At 43.6% G+C, this 25,195-nt stretch carries 23 protein-coding genes; 18 read left to right on the top strand and 5 right to left on the bottom strand.

All coding sequences use genetic code 11. The features are described 5' to 3' along the window. Positions 1 to 387: 387 nt before the first annotated feature. On the bottom strand, positions 388 to 1,278 hold the full coding sequence (locus tag MHO32_RS14335; RefSeq protein ID WP_005448703.1) for a LysR substrate-binding domain-containing protein: 891 nt from the start codon (positions 1,276 to 1,278) through the stop codon (positions 388 to 390). A gap of 131 nt (positions 1,279 to 1,409) precedes the next feature. Between MHO32_RS14335 and MHO32_RS14340 the strand changes: the two genes are divergently transcribed. The 6 genes from MHO32_RS14340 (at position 1,410) to MHO32_RS14365 (ending at position 6,337) form a co-directional block, all read left to right on the top strand. Next, entirely contained in the window at positions 1,410 to 2,333 is a 924-nt protein-coding gene (locus MHO32_RS14340; protein ID WP_239212667.1) for a DMT family transporter, read from the top strand. 108 nt (positions 2,334 to 2,441) lie between these two features. Further along, complete coding sequence (locus MHO32_RS14345; RefSeq protein ID WP_005448715.1) at positions 2,442 to 2,882, top strand: SRPBCC family protein; 441 nt, start codon at positions 2,442 to 2,444, stop codon at positions 2,880 to 2,882. Positions 2,883 to 2,969: 87 nt separating this feature from the next. Further along, positions 2,970 to 3,722 carry a phosphatase gene (locus MHO32_RS14350; protein WP_026000160.1) on the top strand — a complete coding sequence of 251 codons (753 nt, stop codon included), beginning with the start codon at positions 2,970 to 2,972 and terminating at the stop codon, positions 3,720 to 3,722. Between the two features lie 100 nt (positions 3,723 to 3,822). Further along, a complete protein-coding gene (locus tag MHO32_RS14355) occupies positions 3,823 to 4,212 on the top strand; it encodes a cytochrome b562 (RefSeq protein ID WP_009697233.1) in 390 nt (129 codons plus the stop codon). A gap of 173 nt (positions 4,213 to 4,385) precedes the next feature. Continuing rightward, complete coding sequence (locus MHO32_RS14360; protein ID WP_080585290.1) at positions 4,386 to 4,745, top strand: hypothetical protein; 360 nt, start codon at positions 4,386 to 4,388, stop codon at positions 4,743 to 4,745. 152 nt (positions 4,746 to 4,897) lie between these two features. After that, positions 4,898 to 6,337 (top strand): PepSY-associated TM helix domain-containing protein, encoded by a 1,440-nt coding sequence (locus tag MHO32_RS14365; RefSeq protein WP_050906970.1) that lies wholly within the window; start codon positions 4,898 to 4,900, stop codon positions 6,335 to 6,337. A 48-nt stretch (positions 6,338 to 6,385) separates the two neighbouring features. On the opposite strand, the gene gloA2 is transcribed toward MHO32_RS14365, so the two are convergent. The 3 genes from gloA2 to MHO32_RS14380 form a co-directional block, all read right to left on the bottom strand. After that, positions 6,386 to 6,769 (bottom strand): SMU1112c/YaeR family gloxylase I-like metalloprotein, encoded by a 384-nt coding sequence (gene gloA2, locus MHO32_RS14370; RefSeq protein WP_239212669.1) that lies wholly within the window; start codon positions 6,767 to 6,769, stop codon positions 6,386 to 6,388. Beyond that, positions 6,762 to 7,691, bottom strand: coding sequence for a LysR family transcriptional regulator (locus MHO32_RS14375; RefSeq protein WP_005448730.1), 930 nt, complete (start codon positions 7,689 to 7,691; stop codon positions 6,762 to 6,764). The genes gloA2 and MHO32_RS14375 overlap by 8 nt, the downstream gene beginning before the upstream one ends. Positions 7,692 to 7,768: 77 nt before the next feature. Next, a complete protein-coding gene (locus MHO32_RS14380) occupies positions 7,769 to 8,242 on the bottom strand; it encodes a hypothetical protein (RefSeq protein ID WP_239212679.1) in 474 nt (157 codons plus the stop codon). Positions 8,243 to 8,528: 286 nt separating this feature from the next. On the opposite strand from MHO32_RS14380, the gene MHO32_RS14385 reads away from it, so the two are divergent. The 10 genes from MHO32_RS14385 (at position 8,529) to MHO32_RS14430 (ending at position 22,284) form a co-directional block, all read left to right on the top strand. Further along, positions 8,529 to 9,212 carry a spondin domain-containing protein gene (locus MHO32_RS14385; RefSeq protein WP_005448735.1) on the top strand — a complete coding sequence of 228 codons (684 nt, stop codon included), beginning with the start codon at positions 8,529 to 8,531 and terminating at the stop codon, positions 9,210 to 9,212. A gap of 9 nt (positions 9,213 to 9,221) precedes the next feature. Then, positions 9,222 to 9,917 carry a spondin domain-containing protein gene (locus MHO32_RS14390; protein WP_239212681.1) on the top strand — a complete coding sequence of 232 codons (696 nt, stop codon included), beginning with the start codon at positions 9,222 to 9,224 and terminating at the stop codon, positions 9,915 to 9,917. Positions 9,918 to 10,063: 146 nt separating this feature from the next. Next, entirely contained in the window at positions 10,064 to 10,795 is a 732-nt protein-coding gene (locus tag MHO32_RS14395; protein ID WP_239212683.1) for a response regulator transcription factor, read from the top strand. 40 nt (positions 10,796 to 10,835) lie between these two features. Next, positions 10,836 to 12,209 (top strand): sensor histidine kinase, encoded by a 1,374-nt coding sequence (locus MHO32_RS14400; RefSeq protein ID WP_005448741.1) that lies wholly within the window; start codon positions 10,836 to 10,838, stop codon positions 12,207 to 12,209. 547 nt (positions 12,210 to 12,756) lie between these two features. Next, complete coding sequence (locus MHO32_RS14405; protein ID WP_239212684.1) at positions 12,757 to 14,157, top strand: aminotransferase class V-fold PLP-dependent enzyme; 1,401 nt, start codon at positions 12,757 to 12,759, stop codon at positions 14,155 to 14,157. Between the two features lie 60 nt (positions 14,158 to 14,217). Continuing rightward, entirely contained in the window at positions 14,218 to 15,150 is a 933-nt protein-coding gene (locus MHO32_RS14410; RefSeq protein WP_172458583.1) for a transporter substrate-binding domain-containing protein, read from the top strand. Beyond that, entirely contained in the window at positions 15,147 to 17,474 is a 2,328-nt protein-coding gene (locus MHO32_RS14415) for a putative bifunctional diguanylate cyclase/phosphodiesterase (RefSeq protein WP_009697225.1), read from the top strand. Before MHO32_RS14410 ends, MHO32_RS14415 begins: the two co-directional genes overlap by 4 nt. Before the next feature lie 212 nt (positions 17,475 to 17,686). Beyond that, positions 17,687 to 18,880 carry a glycine C-acetyltransferase gene (locus tag MHO32_RS14420; protein ID WP_005448754.1) on the top strand — a complete coding sequence of 398 codons (1,194 nt, stop codon included), beginning with the start codon at positions 17,687 to 17,689 and terminating at the stop codon, positions 18,878 to 18,880. Positions 18,881 to 19,021: 141 nt separating this feature from the next. After that, complete coding sequence (gene tdh, locus MHO32_RS14425) at positions 19,022 to 20,053, top strand: L-threonine 3-dehydrogenase (RefSeq protein WP_005448756.1); 1,032 nt, start codon at positions 19,022 to 19,024, stop codon at positions 20,051 to 20,053. Between the two features lie 518 nt (positions 20,054 to 20,571). Next, positions 20,572 to 22,284 carry an SgrR family transcriptional regulator gene (locus MHO32_RS14430; RefSeq protein WP_239212685.1) on the top strand — a complete coding sequence of 571 codons (1,713 nt, stop codon included), beginning with the start codon at positions 20,572 to 20,574 and terminating at the stop codon, positions 22,282 to 22,284. Positions 22,285 to 22,633: 349 nt separating this feature from the next. Here the strand turns inward: MHO32_RS14430 and MHO32_RS14435 are convergent, their stop codons facing one another. After that, positions 22,634 to 23,554, bottom strand: a complete 921-nt coding sequence (locus tag MHO32_RS14435) for a DMT family transporter (RefSeq protein WP_049536325.1) — start codon at positions 23,552 to 23,554, stop codon at positions 22,634 to 22,636. A gap of 104 nt (positions 23,555 to 23,658) precedes the next feature. Between MHO32_RS14435 and MHO32_RS14440 the strand changes: the two genes are divergently transcribed. Together MHO32_RS14440 and MHO32_RS14445 are read left to right on the top strand one after the other, a co-directional pair. Beyond that, positions 23,659 to 24,558, top strand: a complete 900-nt coding sequence (locus MHO32_RS14440; protein ID WP_239212687.1) for a LysR family transcriptional regulator — start codon at positions 23,659 to 23,661, stop codon at positions 24,556 to 24,558. 182 nt (positions 24,559 to 24,740) lie between these two features. Then, positions 24,741 to 25,193, top strand: a complete 453-nt coding sequence (locus tag MHO32_RS14445; RefSeq protein ID WP_230689870.1) for a hypothetical protein — start codon at positions 24,741 to 24,743, stop codon at positions 25,191 to 25,193. The last annotated feature ends 2 nt before the right edge of the window (positions 25,194 to 25,195 follow it).

A 25,195-nucleotide genomic window follows, 5' to 3' on the forward strand; every position in this document is an offset into this window, starting at 1 on the left:
GCTAGGTTCAGCGAGAATGACTTGGTTTGTAGACGCGGCGGCGATTTAAAGATCTAGTCATTCTAAATCAAGAATCGGCAACAAAGTATACAAGCCAAGCCCCTTACTATTTGCAAAGAGTGCCCTTTGGGAGCGTGTCTTTGACTCGATTTTTTAGTCAAACAAATGGCTGCGTCAAACAACTTGGAAAGAGCTAGCTATTACCAAGTTGTTTTCCTTACTCTCGAATCAATGACAACGCTCTGAATCCTGCATCTTGAAGTCACTTGGGTATGAAGTCGATTATCTCAATTCAATATTCAATCGATTGCAAATTTGTGCAGGCGAAACTTTAGGTTCAATACAATTCGTGTGATCGCTGCTCTAGCACACGGGCATGTTGGCGTATCAGCTAAACTCTTGTCTTAGCCAAGACCTCAGTAAATGAAAGGCTTCCTGTTTGAGTTTGTGTGGTGGGCAAACAAAGTAAAACTGCTGGTATGGGTTGACCACAGGCTCGCCCAATTCCACCAATTGCCCGTATTTGATGTCATCTTTGACAAATAGACGATGGGTTACCAATAACCCCAAACGTCTTGTCGTTGCTTGCACCGCTTGAATGGACATATTGAAGGTCATTGGCTTTTTATTGGTAGGTCGCAGTAATCCTGTCTCTTCTTCCCAAACTTGCCAGTCATGCTTTCGGCGATCGTTAGTGACTTCAATGATGGGGTAAGTTGATAGCAGCTGTTGAATGTCTCGGTTATCAGGCTGTTCTAATAACTCGGGACTGCACACCAACACTAACTCATCCTCACTCAGCTTTTCACAATAGTAATCTTGCCACTCTTGAGGACTGCCATGCACGACCGCAGCGTCAATCCCCTCTTGCTCTAAGCTAAACAATCCCACCAAATTAGACAGACGAACATCCAACTGAGGGGCGTAATCTTGCAAGCTCGACATGCGAGGGATCCACCAATGCAAAGCAAGTGAGTTAACCATATTGAGCGTAATACGCTTGGAGTTTTGATCGTGAATCAAAGCTTCAGTAGCATCGACGATTTGCTCCAACGCAGGCGCCACTTTGCGATAATATTTTTTACCATCATTGTTGAGTCTGACTTGGCGACCAATGCGATCAAACAAAGGTTTATTGACCTGACCTTCTAACGATTTGATGGCTTGGCTCACCGCAGAGTGGCTCACAGAGAGTAGGTGGGCGGCTTCTGTCATGCTGCCTGTCTCCGCTACAGCGACAAATGCGTAGATGGATTTTAGTGGGACTAATTTGCGCATACTGCTTCGGCTCTCTCTATGAACTGGATTTAATTTAACTTGTAAGTTTTACTTACATTAGCGTTTAAAAATACTCGCTATTTATCACTAACGCCTTTTCCTAAAATACTCCGTGAATTAAGGAGTATCCAATGAAAGAAGAAAATAAACCCGTCATCTTTATGTTGATGTCGACATTAAGCTTATCTGTTACAGGGCTGTTAGCAAAGCAGCTCAGTGATGATTTATCCGTGACCATGTTCAGTTTTTTACGCTTCTTTACTCCAGCTCTCATTTTATTGGTCATGCTGCGCTTTAAGAATCTGACTTTGCCTACTGCAGGTACTATTAAACCAATTGTTCTGCGTGCTCTTTTCATCGCAATGTGTCAGTTGTGTTTCATTGCTTCTTTGCAAACGCTCACCTTGGTTGAAGGGGTTGTACTGTTCGCAACTGGACCGCTGTTTATGCCCATCGTCGAGAAGCTGTTTATGCGTGGTCAGATTCGAATGTCGACTATCGTAGCGCTCGTTATGGCGTTTTCAGGTGTGATTTTATTGGCGGGTGCAGATGGCGAGTTTACATGGCGTATCGATTTGCTCTTGGGGTTAGCTGGTGGGCTGTTTAACTCGGGTTCTCAATTGACGCTCTACAAAGCAAGTAAGAGTGGTCTATCACCACTAGAAATCAATTTTTGGACCTTCGGCACAGCGGCACTGCTTATCTTGCCACTCGTGTTCGTGAATGATGCGAGTATGTTGGTTAATTCCCTATCGATAAGCACTTTTGAAACGCCCAATACTGCACTCGTATTTTTGATGTCGTTACTCATTATTAATACGCAAGTATTCCGTTCCAAAGCGTACCAGCTTGCAAGCAGTGGTTCGCAGCTTGCACCGCTGATATTCACCAATCTGTTGTTTACCGCAGTATGGCAATGGACCTTCTTTGACGACCAAATGAGTTATAGCCAAGTTGCAGGAGTGAGTTTGATTGTGTTAGCGACGGTATTGAATACCTGTTGGGTTAGGTTCTCGGCACGCCGCGTACATGTACTGCGAGCTAAAACACCTTAAGGGGAGGTTTAGCCTAGCAAGCTGTGACAAATGAAGTGTAAACGTCAGTGGTTGTTTGATTTTTAATCAGAATGAGCTAGCGTCAAGAAAGATGCAGGGAGAGAAAACATGCTGACTTTAAACTATCACGTCGAGATTGCCGCGACACCTCAGCGCGTATGGAGCGTGCTGACCGATGTCGAACTATACAAACGATGGGCACAAGCCTTTTCGCCTCAGTCTCAATTTGATGGCGCATGGGAAGAAGGTTGTGATATGACCTTTTTTGACCCAGACATGGGCGGAACGAGAGCGATAATTGACACGGTACAGCCGCTACAAAAACTGGAGTTTCATCATGTTGCCATTTTTAACCCAGATAATCGGCAGCAATTGGATGGAGACTTAGCGTCAAAGTGGATCGGATCGCGAGAGATCTATCAGATCGATACTTTGGAGGACCGCTTATTGCTGAGTATAACCATTCACACTCACAGTGATTTTGTGTCGATGTTCAACCACGGCTGGGAGAAGGCTCTGCCTTTGATCAAAACTATCAGCGAAGAATAGGGTGAGGTTGCAAGCTAAGATTGGGCTGACGACAGGTGACTTGTGGGTATACAATAGCCGCCAATTTGCGCACCAAGAGAGTTGATGATGGAATTTAAGGTTGATACCCACACGCATACGTACGCCAGTGGTCACGCATACAGTACGTTGATTGAAAACGCGAAATCGGCAAAAGAGAACGGGCTTGATATGTTCTGTACGACCGATCACGCTGAATCAATGCCGGGTGCGCCTCATTACTGGTTTTTCTCTAACCAGAAAATTCTGCCTCGTTTTCTTGAGGGGGTTGCGATCATTCGTGGCGTTGAATCTAACATCATGAACACTCAAGGTGATATCGACATTCCCGACAGCGTTGATCGAAATTTGGATTGGGTGATTGCCAGTTTTCATGAGCCAGTATTCCGCCCTGCAGATAGTGCCACGCACACGGAAGCGTTGTTGAATATCATCAAAAATGGTCGTGTTGATGCGTTGGGTCACTTAGGTAACCCCAACTTTGACTTTGATTTTGAAGCTGTGCTGAAGTGCGCTAAAGAGAACAATGTAGCGATTGAAATTAACAACACCACTCTGAAGGGCAATAGCCGCGTCGGTAGTGTAGACCGCTGCCATGAGATTGCACAAATCGGCAAAGAATTGGGTGTATTTTTCACTACCGGCAGCGATGCACACTTCTGCCATGATGTGGGTAATCTGAGCTTAGTCGGCGAGTTAATGGACAGAGTGGGTATCGACAGTAGCAAAGTTATTACTCACTCAGCACAACAATTCTTAGCCTTCTTAGAGTTGCGCGGTCGTAAGCCAATCGTAGAGTATGACGAGATTCGCAACGCATAAACTTGATTACACTTTTGGTTATGCAAGTGTTAAGGGATTGCTTTACACTGCTCGCATTAAAAAGCCGACTCAGAATTCGGCATTCAATGGAGAAGTGAAGATGTTACGTCCTTTAATACTGGGGTGTGTGATTGCGTTAGGCTCAACTTATGCAATGGCAGAAGCCGTCGATTTAAAACAAAACATGAAGCAGATGAAGATGGAATTCAAACAGGCGGCGGAAGCGTCTGATGTTGAAACCATGAAATCTGCGATTGATAGCTTGCAAGCGATCGTCGAACAATCTAAGCGTGGTAATTACCCACCAGAGAAGTTTGATATCTACCTAGAAGGCTTTAACAAGTTGACGGTAACGCTAGATAAGATTGAAGCTGATCTCGATGCGGGCAAGCTACAAGAAGCGAAAGATCAATTACGTGAAATCGATAGTCTACGCGAAGAGTACCACGATAAGCGTAACCCAAGTATTTGGAGCAAGCTGTTTAGCTAACCGTTTATCCAACTTGAAAAGATGACCATCAGCCTGCCACTTCGGCGGGCTTTTTTGTGCCTGTCAATCACAGTATTCAAGAAAACCTGTGAGGTAGCAGCCACTTATGAATCCTCTTTTTGAGCTAGCACTCAGAATTGGTTACGCTATGTGAAATTTGTTAAGTCACCGTTATGCGTAGATTAATTCCTTTTTATCGCTCCATGTTATTTGCTAGTGCTCTAAGTTGGGCACTAGTGACACTGATGCCTGTTATCAATGCTCATGGTAACAGCATGGGGGTGTGGGCGACGCTATGTACACTGAACGGTTTTGAGTTGGTGCAGATAGAAGAGGGCGACAACTCCGTCAGCCACAAAGGTAAGCCTTGTCCGTTCAGCCACTTCTCGACTTTTCATCACGATACACTTCCAACGACACCGATACTCTCAAGATTGAGCTTGGTCGTTTCTGACAGCTACACTTATTTGGCTCTAAGTGTGCGATTTGAAACGCCAGTTCCTCGTGCTCCCCCAATTTCCTTTTTCTCATAACAAAAACAATTACAAGTAAATAAAGCCAACAACACTGCCATTCGAGCAGTGGTACTCCCGAATCTAAGTCAAATGACGTCACATACCGATGAGTATGTTCAGGATGCGTTTGACTGAATTTGGGTGTTCACAATGAAAAAAGGAAAATACACATGTTGAGAAACTCGGCAAAGCCTCAACTCAAGGAAGCTTCACGCGAAAAGTCCATCTATTTTATGACGTGGCGATGGCACTTCTACGCAGGTTTATTCGTTATTCCATTTATGTTGATGCTCTCCCTTACGGGGTTAGTGATGCTGTTTGATGATGAAATCGAACTGGCTCGATATGAGGCAACGTTGCACGTTATACCGCAAGAGCAAACCGTTCCTGTCTCTAGACAGTTAGACGCGGTAAAGCAGGCGTATCCCGATTTTAATATCACCCAATTTGTGCCTGCAAAAACATCTGATATCGCCAACCGATTCTCGATTCAAAATCAAGAAGGCAGCTCATTGATTGTTGCTGTGAACCCATACTCCGGAGAAGTACAAGGGACGATTAACCGTGGTGATAGCATCTATGAACTGATGAATAACGTCCATGGCACTTTGCTTATTGGTGATTTGGGTGATCGGTTAATAGAAATCGCCGCCAGTTTAGGCATTTTACTGTTGGTGTCTGGTTTGTACCTGTGGTTACCAAGAGACAACGCAAGCCGTGCTGGCTTTTTGAAAATTCGTTTTGGCAGTGGAACTCGTATTTTGATGCGAGATCTGCATGCGAATTTAGGCGGTGTGCTATCAATTGTTCTGTTGTTCTTTTTGATTTCAGGTCTGTCTTGGGCTGGGATATGGGGCGCGAAAATGGTGCAAGCTTGGAATACCTTCCCAACCTATTACACATGGGGTGAGAAACCAGAGTCGACACTGACACACCAAGACCTGAATCATGGTGCATCAGAAGAGGTGCCATGGAACTTAGAGCTTGCTGCTGTGCCACAGTCGAAAGATAAACCAGCTCATGATCACGCCAACATGAAGGAAGAATCGGCTTATGCAGGCAGTCATGATGCACTATCTATTGATGATATCGTCCACAAGGCAGAAATGATGGGTTTTACTGGCTATAAGCTATTTTTGCCACGCTCTGAGACAGGTGTTTACACCGTGGCTGCTAACTCAATGGGCGGTGATATTTCCGATCCAAGACAAGATCGCACCAGTCACTTTGACCAATATTCCGGTCGCTTGTTGGTGGACGTCACATGGCAAGATTACAGTTTGTTTGCCAAGTTCATGGCGGCAGGCGTGTCATTGCACCAAGGCGATGTGAGTGTATTGAACAAAGTGCTCAACGTGGTGTTCTGTCTGGCGTTCATTTTAATCTCAATCACAGGGGTTGTGATGTGGTGGATTCGTAGACCAAGTCGCAGTGCTGCATTAGGGGCGCCACCTAAATTTCAACAAGACGGAATTTGGAAGCTTGGTTTAGTAACGTTGGTAGTATTGTGTTTGGCGTTTCCGATGGGCGGTTTGGCAATTGTTACCGTTCTCGCACTGGATTGGCTGTTGTTCAACCGCGTCGAGAAGCTGAAAACGGCGTTGAACTAGCAAGAGACAAGTGAAATAGTAAAAGAGCCAGCGAATTGCTGGCTCTTTTTATTTCTGATAAATCTCCAGCGGCAAGCCATCTGGATCTTGGAAGAAGGTAAATGCTTTGCCTGTGAACTCGTCAATACGAATCGGCTCGACTTCAACGTCATTCGATTCGAGGTAGACTTTTACTTGCTCAACATCATCAACCAAAAACGCGAGATGTCTCAACCCTTGTGCTTCGGGAAAGCTTGGTCTATTCGGTGCGCCCGGAAAGCTAAACAGCTCAACTTGGCTTCCATCAGGTAGAGCAAGGTCGAGCTTGTACGAGTCTCTGGCTTCACGATAATTTTCAGCAATGACTTTTAGCCTCAAGACTTGGGTGTAAAAGTGTTTTGATGTTGGGTAATCACTGCAAATGATTGCGACGTGGTGAAGGGCATTAAACATGGTTAGCCTCTCCGGAGACTAAGTGCTCCTTAACGAAGTCAATAAACACGCGCAGGCGAGCAGGCATGTATTTGGTTTGTGCATACTGCATCGCGATAGCGCCGTGGTAGTTACTTTTGATCATCCAATCAGACAGAACCTCTACCACTTCTCCTCGTTCTAACGCGTCTTTAATCACGAAGTCGTGGAAGATTCCAATTCCCAAGCCAGACTTAACCCCGTTCAAGCGCATTTGAGAGTGGTTAACGGCGTAGCGTCCACTCACGGCAATAGAGTGGAAAGCTTCTTCTTTAAAGAAAGACCAGATGTTGTCTTTGTCGTTTTCAGCAAGATAAATACAATCGTGCTGCTCAAGTTCAGTCGGATGCTCTGGCATACCGTGTTTGGCAAGGTAATCTGGAGAGGCGCACAAAACAAGATTGGTCTTGCTGATCTCTTTGAGTACCAGATTCTCATCGGGTTTGTCGGTGAGCTTAAATGCTACGTCGATACCTTGGCGAAAAAGATCAATCTCACCATCAGCAGCACGTAGCTTGAGCTGAATGTTTGGGTAGCGATCTAGGAATGGCAACACAAATGGTTGAAGCACCGAGTTAAGAAACGCTTCGGGTGCAGCCACTGTGAGTGCACCCGTGGGCTCGGCATGATCTTCCGCCGATAATTCAACCGCTTGCTGCGCCGCATTCACCATGGCGATGCTTTGGTCGTAAACCTTTTGCCCGGCTTGAGTGATGATCAACTTGCGAGTCGTTCGCTCGAACAGTTTCACTGAGAGGGCTTGTTCTAACCGTGTGATCAACTTACTTAAAGCCGATGGTGTCACGCCAAGTTGTTTGGCTGCAGCGGTAAAACTGCCCTCGTTTACCACTAAGATAAACGAAGCAAGATCAGGGAGTAGGGCAATGAGTTTTGGGTTAACCATATTTGTTCAGTTCTGCGCAGCGGAATAACGGTATTGTCTGGTACGGTTTTGTTCGGTTCAAGTGTCACCGTCTCGCTTTAGCGATATTTTGCTAAGAAGGCATTCAGGGCAGGCAAGCCAGATTCACCAATATGGTAGTGCTGCCAACAGTGATAAATGGCTGTTTCATGGTCCGCAATCAACTCGATAGCTTCTTGCTCAGCGATTGAATACTGCTGTGAAGCTTTCACTTCTTCATGCCACTCTCGATACTTGACCTCATAAGGTTCTACCCACTTCAGAAGAGTTGCCACCAACTCCAGCCATGGCAACTCTATCCACTTGGTTGCGTCTGCCAAGCCTTTATCAAGCATCTCTTGGTGTCGGCTTTCGATATCCATGCCATTTGCTAGTAATACAGGCTTGAGCTTTTCTGCGGTGAGCTCTTCTACTTCAATCAAGGTTTGCCACAGCGTTTGTTGTTCACCATGGGCGTAATGGTTCAAGTAGTGATTGAAAAAAGCGATGCCGTAGATTTCGCCATAGTAAGCAGCCAGTACATTATGAATCATGCTGAGAATCGTGATTTAAACAGGGAATACCGCATTGTAGGAGGGGAGTACACGAAGTGTAAATAGCTGATTAAGAGTAAAAATCGCTGCTGAAAAAATCGAACAGAACTTGTGAGAATTTTATGAGAATTCGATGAAGTTGCTGATAGATTTGTTCGTCATTCTTAGAGGCAAGAACGCAAAACGTTCGAAACGTAATGCTTAACCTACTCAAGTTACAAACAAAGAAGTAAAGCCGTAAACATGGACTTGAGTAGTTCAACCCTCATTAAAGGATGGAATCACAATGAAAAAACGTACCCAACTCGGACTCGTCATGACTTCAGTCGCTATGGCACTAGGCTCTGCATCAGTGAATGCAGCAGAACTGGAAATCACCGTGACTAACGCGACAAAAGGCATTTACTTTACGCCACTGATTGTCGCAGCGCATGGCTCTGATCTTAAGATGTTCAGAACCGGTGAAGCCGCTACCCCAGAGTTAGAAGCAATGGCGGAAGGTGGTGACATCTCGGGTCTTGCTAGTGTCATTGGTAATGCTGGTGGTGTTGTGGTTGAGAACCCGGCTGGTGGTATTTTGAATCCGGGTGTCGCAACCACCTTTACCATGAACAGTGGTGATCATGGATACTTGTCTCTTAGTGCGATGCTTCTGCCAACCAATGATGGTTTCGTGGGGCTAGATAGCTGGAAAATCCCAACGGAAGCTGGCACATACCGAGCAACGCTAAGAAGTTATGATGCAGGCACAGAAGCCAATGATGAACTTAAAGGTAGCATGCCAAATCCACCTTTCATTACCTTTGGTACAGGCGGCACCGGTGTTGAAGCTGCAGTGACTAATGACAAAGTTCACGTGCATCCGGGTAACCTTGGTGATAGCGATCCAACTGGCGGCATCAGTGACCTAGACAGTAGCAGCCATCGTTGGCTGAACCCAGTTGCAACCATCACAATTGTTGTGAAGTAAGGGGGATGTATGAAATACAGAATCTTACTCGTAGCAGCTTCAGTCGGCTTACTCGCCGGTTGTCCAAGCGATGATGATAATGATGTGGTGAAGTCATACCGCTACACGATTAACGTTGCAAACTTGACCGCGAATCAACCAATGTCGCCACTTGCGATTTTGGCTCACAACGACAAATACAAACTGTTTGAAATTGGCAAAAGCTCTTCTATTGAGCTTGAGCATCTTGCAGAAGGGGGCAGCAATGCCGAGCTGTTAGCGCTAAAGGATTCCAATGACTATGTCTACCAAACGTTGTCAGGTAATGGTTTAGTGCTTCCTGGTTCAAGTGATTCCGTAACCTTTACAGTTGACCCACACAAAGCGGGCTACGTTTCAGTCGCTTCCATGTTTGTGAACACCAACGATGCGTTTGTTGGGGAAACGGGTCTATCGCTTAAATCATTGGCGGTGGGAGAAAGCTACGAAATGAGCATGAACGTTTGGGATTCCGGCACGGAATTGAACGATGAACTTGCAGCCACCATTCCGGGACCAGCAGGCGGTGGTGAAGGCTTTAATGCTGCTCGTAACGACACAAATGACGTAGTGGCGTTTCACGCTGGAGTGGTAAGTAAAGATGATGGTTTAGCCAATTCTGCGCTTTCTGCGAACCATCGCTTCCTGAATCCTGGCGCGAAACTCACTATCACCCGAGTCGAGTAATACAGGCTCCGATGGCGTCTCCTTTCCAAAGCGCTTGTAGCCGAGCGCTTTAACCCTCATGGCGTCATCGGAACCTTTTTTGAAAGAAATTCCGATTTGTTCCGGTCATGTGCAAAGTGAGGATTCTCAGACGCAGGGAAAGGACCATGGAACAGCAGGCAATCAATTTAGTCGCGAACATTTTGCTGGTAGAAGACGATGATGATTTGGCAGAACTGGTTCAAATGCATCTCAAGTTTCAAGGACACCAAGTGTTGCGGGTAACGGATGTCGCCGAAGCCAAAGCGCAATACCAACAACAACCTTTTGATTTACTCATTCTTGACCGAGGTTTGCCAGACGGTGACGGCTTAGATATCTGCCATTATTTACGTCAGCAACAAGATTGGAGCCCTGTGCTCATGCTGACCGCCAGAGATGGTGAGATGGATAAAGTGGATGGTTTGGAGGCGGGTGTGGATGACTACATTACCAAGCCGTTTAGCGTATTAGAATTTCAAGCTCGAGTACGCAATGTATTGCGACGGGTAAGTCAAACCGTTGAAGTACAAGTTGAAAGAAGTGAACTTGAAGATAGCATGGATTTTGGTCCATTAAGAATTATTCCAGAATTGCATCAGGTATCCCTAAATGACAAGGATGTCACTCTTACCGCGACAGAGTTTACCTTGCTGCAATTCCTCGCGACACGCCCGGGTAGAGTCTACAGTAAAGATGAATTGCTCGACCATGTGTGGAATACCAGCCATTCCGGTTATCATCATACGGTGTGTAGCACCATCAATCGCCTACGTAGCAAGTTGTCTTTGTCTGACTCTGATCATCATTTTATCCAGACGGTATGGGGCGTGGGGTACAAGTTTCAACCACGACAGTAGCTTTACCACCCAAGTAATGACTGATTAAGGAGGCGCTAGGATGAGCTTCAAATCTCGCTTAGTGGTGTTCACGAGCCTATGGTTTTGTTTAGCAGCAGCCGTTATTGCATTAACGTACAATTGGCAAAAAGAGACCATTGAATTACGCACTAAACAGAGTCTGCACAAAGAGCTGGCAAGCCACATGCGTGATGATAATCCGTTGATGATAGGTACGGATTACAACCCGAAAGCGCTCAAATCCATTTTTCATACCCTTATGTTGATTGGTCCGGATTTCGAAATTTACTTTCTTGATAGCCAAGGCAACATCACTACCCATGCAGCACCAGAAGGTGCAGAGATCATGGGTAAGGTAGATCTTAACCCAATTAAACGATTCTTGAATGACGAGCCATTCCCCATCTTAGGCGAAGATCCTCGTAATCGTGGCGAGCACAAAGTGTTTTCCGTAGCAGCGATTGAGGAACTCGGCTCAACCGTGGGTTATCTCTATGTAGTCATTGGCAGTACCAGACATGATGCGATTGCCAACGCCCAAGTAGACACACCTTATATCGCGCTCGCTGGGTTAGTTTTAGTGTCTATTTTAGGCTTTGCATTAGGTGCTTATGTGTTAGTGAAACGCAGTTTATTGAACCCGATTGAGCGTGTGACCAATCAGCTTCAACAACAAGCAGAACATGATTTCCGCCTGCAACCCGATTTTACGCGCCAAGTTCCGGAATTAGTACCGATAGCAAATTCCTATCAGATGATGGCGAAGCATATCCAGCAACAGTTTTTGCAGTTGGAGTATCAATCGTCTCATCGTCGTCAAAGCTTATTGCAGCTTAGTCATGATTTAAAAACACCGTTATCGAGCGTTCTTGGCTATTTGGAAACGTGGCGTTTGCAGCATCCGGAATCCGACCCTTTGATTGACGTCGCTTTCAGAAACTGTGAGAAGCTATCTACGCAATTGCACTCTTTGTTGGACGTAGCTCGAAAAGAAGCGCCCATGCCGAATTACGAGTATCGACCAGTGGATCTTGGAGCCTTGATGGCAGAGTGCGCCGAGACGATGCAAAGCCAGTTTGCTCGAAAAGAAGTGCTGCTGAAAATAGACGTCGATAACGAAATTCAAACCGTGGGTGATAAAGGTCTTTTAGAGCGGTTGGTGCTTAACTTGCTTGAAAATGCGCTGCGCCACAGTCCAATGCGTTCTGAAGTACATTGTCATGCTCATTTGAGTGACGATAAATCAAGAATTCATTTTGCCTTTATTAACCATATTGAAGAAGAAGCACAGGGAGGCTCGCTAGGTATTGGGACCAAGATTGTACAGTCGATACTCATGTTGCATCACAGTTATCTAGAGACCAGCAGCACACCATCTCAATATCAACAAAAGTTCACATTACGAGCCGTTTAATCTATCTATACCCAAGCCATTCTCGCTGAATGAAGTGTCTCGAGATTACTTGGGTATAGCTACCGCCACCTTCCTCTTGCTTACTTTCCCTTTCTGTTCATCGAACAAATCTACTGTTTAAATAGAATTTTTCGCTTAATAATTCGTCATGATTGTTATTTCAACAAACGAATGATAGCGCTGATGAATTAAATTTATTCTGTTGCATATTTAACGTGCTAGAACTTAATATTAACCTTGCGATCTAATTTGTTTCGTAAATATTACAACTCACGCTTTTTTATGATTTTTACATTATAAAATTAATTTCTATTTATATTAGAGTTAGGTGTTTTAGTGAATATTGTAATATGCGTTTAGTTGTTTATTTTTATCGTAAAGAACTGTTGGTTATATCATCAAATGAAATGAAAAAATGGAACTAAAGTCACTTAATTGCCGCCGAAAAATCTAAACAGGGAATCTATTTGGTAATAATGTTTAAGTAACAGTTAGTTACGGATTCATAATTAATAATATGGCTAAACTTCCGACAAGGATCGAAAAGATGAGCGACAAGGAATCTATTAAGACTAATCGCAGCCGCCGCAATTTTTTAAAAGGTGCAACTGGTGCAGTTGTGGCTGGCGTCAGTGCTTCGGCGTTTTCTGGTGCTGTTCAAGCAAAGGGACAGAATATCGATTGGAGCAGACTAGGTAAAAGAAATGAAAGACGCCTCTGGCGTAAAGTTCGAAAGCAGTTCGTTTTGGATAAGCGAACGACTTATATGAACATCGGTACTACGGGCTCAATGCCAAGACATGTTCTTGAAGGGTATGAGGACAACAACAAACTGGTTGCGAAATACCCGTGGGACATGAAGAATAAATTTGGTTCATGGCCTTATGTGTCTGAAATGGTGACGCAAGTTGCACCGGGCTTTGGTGCAAATGCGGATGAAATCATCTTGAGTCGTAACACTACTGATGGTCTATGCTCTATCATCAACGGTCTTCACTTCGAGCCGGGCGATGTGATCTTAACCACTCATCACGAACACGTTGCGGCGACGTCCCCTATGAACGTTGCCAAGCATCGATTTGGTGTGGATGTCGTAGAGATTCAACTTCCTGTCTTCACTGGTACAGAAGATGTGACAGAAGAAGACTATATTCAAGCGTTCAGCGATGCGATTCAAGCACATCAAAATGTTCGGTTAATCGTATTCTCTCATATCACCTACAAAACTGGCACAACACTTCCAGCGAAAGCCATTTGTTCTTTGGCTAAGCAACATCGAATCCCGACCTTAGTTGACGGTGCGCACACTGTGGGTATGTTCGATCTTGATTTCCATGACATGGACTGTGATTTCTATGCAGGTTCTGGTCATAAATGGCAGTGTGGTCCGGGCGCTACGGGTATCTTATATGTACGTGACAACGGTAAACGCTTAAATGAGTACTGGAGCGATCGTGAAAACCCATTGTGGTTGATTAACTCTTCTTTATCTCATGCAGATTACCTAGGTAAGCAGTTACAAATGCAGTACATTGGTAATGACAACTACCCAGCAAAACAAGCACTTGCTGACAGCTGTAAGATGTGGGATGAAATTGGTCGCGATCGAATTCAAGAACGCATCTTGGAGTTAAGTGAGTTATGTAAGGTGCTGCTTAGCGAAGCGTTACCTGAGGCGCAAATGTACTCACCAAACGTTGAGGGCTTAACTAGCGGTCTGACTACGTTTAACCCGTTTTTTGATGTAACAGATGAAGAACGACTAACGCAGTTCCGTGATCGTCTTCGTGAAGATTATGGTTACATCATCCGTACAACAAGCTTCAAGTTGTACAAGGATGATTCGTACGAAACACATGCGTTGCGCATTTCGACTCATTTATTCCATGATGAGAGAGATGTAGAAGGTCTGGTTGAAGCCATTGCGGATCTTTATTACTCGTTCTAATGTTGTTTATCGTCAAAGCGCCCATGTTTGGGCGCTTTGTTAAAGAGAGGGATATTCACCATGTCAGTGAAATTAATCAAACGAACCATGACGGCAATGGCTGTTGGTATGACGTCACTACTCTCTGCTTCAGTGTTTGCTGGTGATTTACAAGACATCAAAGACAGCGGCGTTTTGCGTCATATCGGTGTGCCATACGCGAACTTTGTTTCTTACATCGACCAAGGTGAAGTGCAGACTTTGACAGGGCTGGATGTGGATATTATTAAAGGGTTTGCTCAGTCTCTTGGCGTCCGATATGAATACGTACCAGCGCAATGGAACAATGTGGTAGGTAAACTGACAGGTCAACAAGTTGATTACAAAGACGCTCAGCTTCAGGTTGGCAAAACGATGCCCATTGAAGGTGATCTGATTGCTAACGGAGTCACTATTCTTGATTGGCGAACTCATGTCGTCGATTTTTCTGATGATTACTTCCCATCTGCGGTTTGGTTAGTCGCACGTACAGATTCCACCCTTACTCCAATCAAACCGACAGGTTCCATTGAGAACGATATCTCGATGGTGAAATCGCTTATCAAAGGTCGTGAAGTTCTGGCGATGGAGCACTCGTGTCTAGACCCGAACCTTTACAATCTGTATGACACGGGAGCAAAAGTTATTTTGCCTGATGGGCAGCGTCGATTGAATGAGATGGTGCCAGCGATAATGAAGAATGATGCAGAAAGTACACTGCTTGATGTAGCAGATACACTGATTGCATTGGAAAAGTGGCCAGGAGAAATCAAAGTAATTGGTCCTGTGTCCGAAAATCAAAAAATGGCGGTTGCCTTCCGTAAGGACTCCCCTGAATTAAAAGCCGCATTTAATCAATATTTGAAGTCAATTAAAAAAGATGGGACGTACCAGAAGTTGGTCGAGAAATACTACCCGTCAATTTACTATTTTTATAATGACTACTTCTTAGAAGATAGTAAGAACGATATATGAGAAAGTCTGTAAAAAAGATATCAAGCCAGAAGATCATCACCGTCAGTGCTATTTTGGTGTCGCTCTATTTAGCGATGATTATTACTGTGACGAGTTTAGGTCAAAACAAATTAAAAGATTCTCAGCATCGTGAACTTGACCTAAAGGTAAAAAGCTACGCGGGTACTCTCGATAATTTATTCACGATAGCCAGCGAAGATGTCGACCACTTATCAACTGATAAAACGGTGCAGACCTTCTTTGCGAATCTTGCTTCAGGCATGTCGATGGAATATGGCCTAGGTGCTAGTTTGATCAACTTGAAGCGTAAGCTGCAAGAGAAAGCCGACGCGAAAACTGTCAACAACCAGATCATCTACACCAAGCTGACGTTAGTTGGTCTTGATGGTTCAACCATCGTCACTACGGGCGTTAAAACAGATCATCGTATTGATACGTCTCGATTGCTTAATGACCACGCTCATCCTGAGGAAGTCAGAGCGATACAAAATGATGGTAAGGTCCTCATTCAAGTCGTTAAGCAAGTGATGTTTTCTGGCAAGCCTGTTGGCTTTTTGATTGCTGACATCAACAAAGAAGTGGTGATTTCCCAACTGACGAATCAAGAACATGAAGGCAGCTATAGCCGGATGGTGTTAAAGATCAACGATGTGGAAATGGAAGTTTGGGATTCTATTAGTCGTAAGCTGGAACAAGAAAACATCACGGATCCAGAAGCCCTTGCCAAAGAGCTAAAGCAAAAAATCTATTTTGAAGTACCCATTGAACATCATCACTTTAAGTTGATGGCGTGGTTTGAATCACTCAGTGAGCGAGATATTTATACTTCACGCATGTTCATTAATGGTTTAAGTGTACTTGCCATCATGATTGTGGTTGGGTTGCTTTATGCATTCACGCTAAACAACACTCGTGTAGAGCTGAAAATAAAATTGGAAGAGGAGAAAAAGCGTAAAGACTTTCTTTCTCAACAGAACCAGCGCCTGACCAGTGAAATCGAGCGCCGTAAATCGTCAGAGATGGAGTTAGCTTATCAAGCGAAACATGACTCCTTGACCGGATTACCAAACCGAGTTTATGGCTCCGAGCGTCTCGACTTAGAGCTTTCACGTGCAGAACGCATCGGTTCGAATGTGTTGGTGATGTTCATCGACCTTGATCATTTCAAGCAGATTAATGATTCCATGGGACATTTCGTTGGTGATGAAGTCTTAAAACTCGCAGCGGAAAGATTGCACAACGCAGTTCGAAAAACAGACTTATTGGCTCGGATTGGCGGTGATGAGTTTTTGTTAGTGATTCCAGACTTGCACAATGCGGACAGCGCAAAACGATTTGCGACAACGGTTCTATCTGTATTTAACGAGCCGTTTGTATGGCAAAACCACGAGTTTTTCCTCTCGGCGAGTGTCGGAATGTCAGTCTTCCCAGAAGATGGTGATAACGCCGAGCAGTTGTTGGCGTGCGCGGATATGGCCATGTATCGAGTTAAGCAGGATGGACGTAACGCTTTCTGTTTTTACGATCACAACATGAACCAAGATTTGCAGCGCTTCTTAGAGTTGGAAACTCGCTTGCGTAACGCCATTTCGCAAGACTTATTAGAGCTTTACTACCAACCTATTATTGATTTAGAAAGCGGAGCGATTGTCGGCGCTGAAGCTCTAATGCGTTGGAATGACGACAAGTTTGGGTTTGTGAACCCAGAAGAGTTTATTTCGATTGCAGAAAAGAACGGCTTGATTCATCAACTTGGTGATTTCGCTATTCGTCAAGCATGTCACCAAGCAGCGAAGTGGCAGAAAGATTCACCTTTGTTTGTATCAGTAAATTTTTCTAGTGTGCAGTTTAGATACTGTGATCGCCTCTTTGAGCAAATCAAGCTTCATCTTGAGGAGTCGGGACTGCCGCCTGAATTGTTTGATGTTGAAGTTACTGAAAGTCTTTTATTCAACCACAGCAATGAACTGATGGGCATGTTAGATAACTTACGTGCGATGGGGGCGAAGCTAACGATTGATGACTTTGGTACCGGTTACTCAGCATTGAGTTACTTACAGAAATTCCCATTTGACCGACTTAAAATTGATCGCAGTTTCTTACAGAACATGTTTGAGAATGAATCGGATCGTGAGCTTGTGAACGTTATTATTGCAATGGCGAAAGCGCTTAACCTTAAGATCGTCGCAGAAGGCATTGAAGAGCAGCGTCACGTTGATTACTTGAAAAACCTAAACTGTGAGTTCGGACAAGGTTTCCACTATAGCCGACCATTGCCAGCGAAGGAGTTTGAAGCGCTTTTAACAACGCCAACTTGGCTATAACTCCTTTCAATACAACCTCATAGAAAAGCATTAGTTGGATTCGTGCCTATAATTCATTAATGCTTTTCCACCTTAAGGGATAATCGTTTTTCCTTCCTTGAATTACACTACACTTAATTGAGAAGTAATTGCCTGTGACCCCCGTCACATAAAGGCTCAACCTAATTCTAATCGAGTGAAAACTCGACAAAATAAACAGGAAGGAATTGCGAATGTCTTCTGCATTTTACCAACAGATTGAACAGCAAATTGAAGAAGTGAAGGCGGAAGGTCTTTACAAAGCAGAGCGTATCATTACGTCTCAACAGCAAGCGGCTGTTAAAATCTCTACTGGTGAAGAAGTACTAAACTTCTGTGCAAACAACTACCTTGGTCTTGCTAACCACCCAGCGCTTATCGAAGCGGGCAAAGCAGGCATGGACGAGCACGGTTTTGGTATGGCTTCAGTACGTTTCATCTGTGGTACTCAAGACATCCACAAAGAGCTTGAGCAGAAGCTTTCTAAGTTCCTAGGTAAAGAAGACACGATTCTTTACACATCATGTTTCGATGCAAACGCGGGTCTATTTGAAACTATCCTAGGTAAAGAAGATGCGATCATCTCTGACGCTCTAAACCACGCGTCAATCATTGACGGTGTTCGTCTATGTAAAGCGATGCGTTTCCGCTACTCAAACAACAACATGGAAGAACTAGAGCAACAATTGATCGCTGCAAAAGAAGCGGGTGCTCGCCACATTCTTATCGTAACTGACGGTGTGTTCTCAATGGACGGCGTAGTGGCTAACCTTCCAGCTATCTGTGACCTAGCAGATAAGTACGGCGCATTAACTATGGTTGATGATTCTCACGCTGTTGGCTTTATGGGTAAAACAGGTGCAGGTACGCACGAACACCATAACGTAGTGGACCGTATCGACATCATCACCGGTACGCTAGGTAAAGCAATGGGCGGCGCTTCAGGCGGTTACACATCTGGTAAAGCTGAAGTGATTGACTGGTTACGTCAGCGCTCTCGCCCATACCTATTCTCTAACTCTGTTGCACCAGCAATCGTAAACGCTTCTATCCGCGTTCTGGATCTACTAGAAGAGAGCGGTGACCTACGTGAGCGTCTATGGGAAAACGCAGCACACTTCCGTGCTCGTATGGAAGACGCAGGCTTCACTATGGGTGGTGCTGACCACGCGATCATTCCAATTATGTTAGGTGACGCAAAAGTAGCAGCAGAATTTGCTGAGCGCGCACTAGAGAAAGGCATCTATGTAATTGGCTTCTCATTCCCTGTAGTACCAAAAGGTCAAGCGCGTATCCGTACTCAAATGTCTGCAGCACACTCTCGTGAGCAGCTAGACCGAGCAATCGATGCGTTTATCCAAGTTGGTAAAGATATGGGCATCATCTAAGTCTGAGAGACTAAAAGGTTACAAAGGCTTTCCCAACTCTTTTGAGTCGGCTCATGGGTAAAGCCTTTACCTCTTCTTTAATGACGGTAGATGAAAGAATTTTTTGCCACGCATAGAGCGGGGCAATATTGGGTGAATATTATGAAAATCAAAGCACTATCAAAGCTAAAGCCTGAAGAAGGCATCTGGATGACTGAGGTTGAAAAACCGGAAGTTGGCCATAACGACATTCTGATCAAAATTAAGAAAACCGCTATCTGTGGCACTGACGTACACATTTACAACTGGGACGAATGGTCGCAAAAGACAATTCCAGTTCCTATGGTTGTAGGTCACGAGTACGTGGGTGAAGTGGTTGCGATTGGTCAGGAAGTTCGTGGCTTTGAAATCGGCGACCGCGTTTCTGGTGAAGGTCATATCACCTGTGGTCATTGTCGTAACTGTCGCGGTGGTCGTACTCACCTGTGTCGCAACACGATCGGTGTTGGTGTAAACCGTGAAGGCGCATTCGCAGAATATTTAGTGATCCCAGCGTTTAACGCGTTCAAAATCCCAGAAGGCATCTCTGACGATCTAGCATCAATCTTTGACCCGTTTGGTAACGCTGTACACACTGCGCTTTCTTTTGACCTCGTCGGTGAAGACGTGCTGATCACAGGTGCTGGTCCAATCGGCATCATGGCAGCTGCGGTAGCGAAACACGTTGGTGCTCGCCATGTTGTTATCACAGATGTAAACGAATACCGCCTAGAGCTTGCTCGTAAGATGGGCGTAACTCGCGCAGTAAACGTGGCTGAAGAGAAGCTAGAAGACGTAATGTCCGAGCTAGGCATGACAGAAGGCTTCGACGTAGGTCTAGAAATGTCTGGTAACCCATCAGCATTTAACTCCATGTTAACGACGATGAACCACGGTGGTCGCATTGCACTTCTAGGTATTCCACCATCAGACATGGGTATCGATTGGAACCAAGTTATCTTCAAAGGTTTGGTGATCAAAGGTATTTACGGTCGTGAAATGTTCGAAACATGGTACAAGATGGCTTCATTAATCCAATCTGGTTTGGATCTATCACCAATCATCACGCACCACTACAAGATTGATGATTTCCAAGAAGGCTTCGACGTAATGCGTAGCGGTATGTCAGGCAAGGTTATTCTTGATTGGGAATAGAGCAAAGCTGGTAAAATAGTCCCTAGATTCTCTTAGGAGAATTTTACTTCCGCCACTCTGGTACCAGTTAAAAACTCCGAAAAACTACAGTGTTTTTCGGAGTTTTTTGTAAGAGAGTAATATTTATCACTTCATGAACTCTTTTTAACACCTTCCATACTTTTTCTGACTTACCTCTTTGAGCCTTTCCTGAGCTCCTCGCAATTATCATTTTATCTAGATGTCCTGCCTACCCAACTGATAAACTGAATTGGTGTTTGTATGCGTGTTTCTCTAACTTAAGGTAGGTATCTCTGAGTGGATAAAGATTCCACTAAGTTTCAATACATCACCTGCTAGCATGGTGGTCAAAAGACATGCTCTTCAACTGTAACCAATAAACACAAATAATCTATTCTTGTTGACAGTCGTACTAAACTCGCGCTTCACTAAAAACATCAACACGTAATCTAAATAAAGCGATTGAGTTGGGTGATGTGGGCATCACTATCATTCAAATTTCAAGAAGTAACTATGACATGTTAGAGAAATCGAGTTCACCTTTTATCAATCAAATTCATTTACAGCGCCTTAAACAACTTTGTACTCAGTATCCAGTCAAGGAGTTCTGCGCAACTGATATACGTACTTTAGCTGAGCAGTTATCATGCTCTGACCGCAACGTGACAAAGCTGATAAAGACGCTTACATCGATAGGTTGGCTTTCCTGGAAACCAGGGAAAGGTAGAGGGCATAAGTCTATACTGGTTATCAATGTAAGCTTTGAAAGTGCATTATTAGGAGTTTTGGAATCATATTGCTCCAAAGGTCAATTAAGTGAAGCTGCGAGATATGCAGAGCAGTTCGGCTATTATGATACTTTTCGAAACAATCTTCCTGAATGGCTAGACAAAGCTCAGGAGGTCCTCAAAATTCATAATCATCTTGCAATGTTGGTACCTTATTGCTTGCCTGAATTGCACCCTCTAAAAGCAATTCGTCCAATATCTAGACCGTACATAAATGGGTTATTTGATACGTTACTTTGTTACGACAAAGACTCTGATTTGGTTAAACCAAGTTTAGCGCATCACTTTGAGTTTCGGGGAACTGAACTGTGGTTAAGGTTGCGTGATGATGTGTACTTTCATAGTGGTGAGGCGTTGCTGCCTAATCACGTTACTCGATGCCTTGAATATTTAATGTCTTATCCACATTCGAAGCAAATCTTATATCGTCATGTAAAGTCAGTCAGAGCTAATGGTCGTTGGGTTGTTCTAGAAATGGCATTTGCAGACCCCATGATCCTGAGGGTGTTAGCGGATACTCACGCAGCGATATACTTAGAAAAGGATGGCAGCGATATCCCTACTGGAACCGGCGTTTTCCAACTCGAAGTACATTCGTCAGTCTCTAGCTCTATCGATAAGCCTACTTATACTCATTGGTGCTTGACGAAAAACCCCCGTTACTTTTCTGTTAACGCATTAATAGACAAAATTGAGTGTTGGACAATCGATTCGACGTCAACAGATATACAAGCTCATATCACTCACCACGGATATTCAACTACTGTTCCGTCAGCGTCGATCAATAAAACGCTTTCTATGGGGTGTGAAGTGATGGAGTTTATCTATAAAGAAGACTTACTTTCCATGGATGAAAAAGCTTGGCTTATTAATCATGCTAGAGACTTCTGTGAGAATATTTCTACTAACAAAGTGCCCGTTGCGAATTGTATTTCTGGGCTCCATCACGACAGAGTTGTTCACTTGTACCACCATACTATGAAAAAGCCACAGCGTAATATTAATGTATGGTGTGCTGACATCAATAGGGGACATTATGTAGATTTGATAGAGTACTGGCGGAAAAAAGGAGCAGATATAACAGTACTTTCCTATCAAGACAGTGACTATGCAGACATTGCTTTGGGGATTTATGCTGCTCAGGACGATTATGTATTGAATTACTATAAATGGTTTCTTTGCAGTGATGCTTTTGACTATTGCCTATCACCTGAACAGCAAAAAGCCATAATATCGTTCGTAGATAATCTACTAGAACACTCGACAGACCTTCATCACCTGATAGAAGAGCTCCATCGTTGTGAGGACTGGATGGTTCAGCAAGGGATATCGATTCCACTATGGCGAACTTCAACTGCTTACAATTTCTCAGAGACAATAAAAGGTACAGATATCGACAGTATGGGACTTATTTCATTTAAAAAGCTTTGGATTAAGGACTAACTGAGCGAGTCCTAAATTGGTACAGAAACTGGATAAAAGTGGAACTTCATAATCATAACTCTTCGTTTTTACTTTTTTAAACTTCGACACAATATTGTCGTTCACTAAAGAAAGGAATTGAAGATGTTTCCACATGACCATTTTATGTACCGATATAAAGCAAGGACAGATCTTATCAACCCTGAGCAAGCGCTTATTGTAGAGTCAAGCGGAGCTACCCATTCTCGAATGATTCCATTTTTAATGGGCTTCTTTGCAGGAGTCCTTTCGACGATTCTTTTTGACTAACAACTTTTATAAGGGGGCATCCAACTATTGGTTGACCCCTGGTAACTGTCAGGTTTAACTCTTATTGGTACTTTGCGTTCTCAGTTTTCGTTTTTGGAATGTGTTTGCTCAATGTACATATAACAAAACCGAAAGTAATCGTAGTTAAAGCAAGTTTTTCACTGTTAGTAATTTGTTGTCCAAACCATAAGCTAGCTATTGATATTGATACCAAAGGTATAAGCGCAGGAAGTGTAGAGGAAACAGTCGCACCTAGATACCTGACGGTACGCGCAAAAGTGAATACTACTATGATTGAAGCAAGCACGCTCTGTACAAAGGTCTGTGTCAACCATAATGTCATAGGTTGACTAGATAAGTCAGAGTGCGCATTGTAAAGATAGAAGGGGAAATATATACAACCAGAGACAATGTTCATCATAAAAATGGTTGAAACCAGCTCAACCTTCCATCTTCTTAATAATATTGTAAATAGAGACCATGCTAATCCAGCTAGAAAAAACGATACCACTCCCAAATGACTATGCGGTGTTACATTCAACGAATGATTAGTTAGTAGATATAAACCGCAGACAATGACGAATATCCCTATAACCTGAGCTTTATTGATCTTTTCGCCTTGCGTCGATAGTAACAACACGGTAGTTATCATTGTGAATGTGGGAACCATAACACTCGCGTAGGATAAAGGGGTAAGTTGCATGCCCTTATTGACTAACCAGCCGTACAACGGTCCTGCAAGTAACGCAAATACAGCTGCTCTTAGCCAATGAGATCTATGAATTGTGTGACGAAAACTTATTGCCATAAGAGGAAGGCATATTATAGCGGCTACACAATACCTAAGCATTGTTAGGTCATTGGGTAAGAAGCCGCGACTAAGAGCATCATGTGTAGTGACATTCAGCACACCCCAACTGACAACTGTCAAAAAACCATATCCAATACCATTAACTAGCTTTCTATTTTTAAGTGTGTTCATTTTTTCTCTTCGATTAACTTTTTTGAAAGAGTAACCGAGCTGCTTGATAACAAAAATTGATATATTCTTATAGTTTGATGCCTAAAAGTTAACGAAGGGACAGTATGGATCTCCGACAAATCAAATATTTTCTTGCTGTAGCGAATTCGGGGGGAGTTACAAAAGCCGCTAGTGTTCTAAACGTCACGCAGCCTGCAATTTCACGGCAAATAAGTGATTTAGAAGAGGAGTTAGGCGTTCAACTTTTTGACCGTGTCTCTCGAAAACTTACGCTTACGATAGCAGGCGAACATTTTAGGAATCAGATGACTGAAATCGTCTCTGATATAGAAAATGCCACTCAAACGGTAAAAAGAGTTGCGTCTGGAGCGGTCGGAGATCTTAAGTTAGGTTCTGTCGAAGCTGTATTATGGGAAGGTTTGGTTCCTGAACAACTTAATCGGTTTAGATCTCTAAATCCTGATATCACGATGGAAATGATTACAGATAATACAACTGCTCTTTTGACTCATATTGAAAATGGCAGCTTGGATTGCGCATTTGTATATTTATTTGATGACATAGGCGATTCATATGGTGCGATTAAACTTAGAACGGATCCTATGACACTTGCTTATCCAGCGTCTTGGAAGGAGATGTTTAGTGAGGGTGTTACCATTGCGCAACTAAATTCACTGCCTTTCATTCGCTTCCCTCAAGTCTCATATCCTGCTTTTTTTAATTGGCAAGAGCAGAGATTCCGAGACATTGGCTTGAGTCTAAATGTTCTTCACTGGGCTCATCATGAAAGCTCGATGCTTGCATTAGTCGCGGCAAAGCAAGGTGTTGCTATCGTAAACAGTAAACATATTGAGCGAGTACCTCCATTAGTTAAGTTTATTTCCTTAAAAGAGTTCAAGCTAGAACTATCTCTCTACTTTATATGGAGAAAAGACAAAGCAACGCCGGTAGTTGAGAGGTTGTCTAGGCAGTTAGGTAGCGAGAAGAGCACACCGCTGGCGTAGATAAACTTTCTTGCATTAAACTCTCATGTAAATGATAATCATTCTCCAGCTTAATCTTGTGTTGCTTTTACTTGTGATGTTCAATGGCGATTAGACTTTGGCTCAATCATTCTTAATAGATATGTCGTTGTTGTGCGTAGTAAGTTGAACGCACATGAACAAGAATTCGAGGGTTTATAAAAATGACTTACCAACAGTTAGATGCCATCGCTGATTCGTATATTCCTCTGTTAGGCATTATGACGCTATTTTGGTTTGTAATAAAAGGAAAGCGTTCAGGGTTGAGAAGCGCTTTGGGCGATGCTTCAACAACGATATTAGGTGCTGTTTATATTTATACATTAATGTTTGTTGATAAATACTTTGATGCATATGCGGCGATTGGACTCGATTACAGTACCCACACTGCTTTGGCGTTAGTTTTTGTGGTAACTCTCTCTTTTATTGGACAAAAAGTAAGGTCTATAACAATCATCTCAATGGTTTCTTATTGTTTGTTGATGCTTTATCAAGGTTATCACTCGGTGGCAGATATTTTACTAACGGGCTTGATGACATTACCTGTATTGATATGGCTAAAATATCTCTCATACGGTAAAAGAAAAGCTAACAATGAGTTTGGTTGTGATTTGTGACT

The sequence above is a fragment of the Vibrio sp. MMH1-50 genome (genome assembly GCF_022347645.1).
In the GTDB taxonomy this organism is placed as follows: domain Bacteria; phylum Pseudomonadota; class Gammaproteobacteria; order Enterobacterales; family Vibrionaceae; genus Vibrio; species Vibrio harveyi.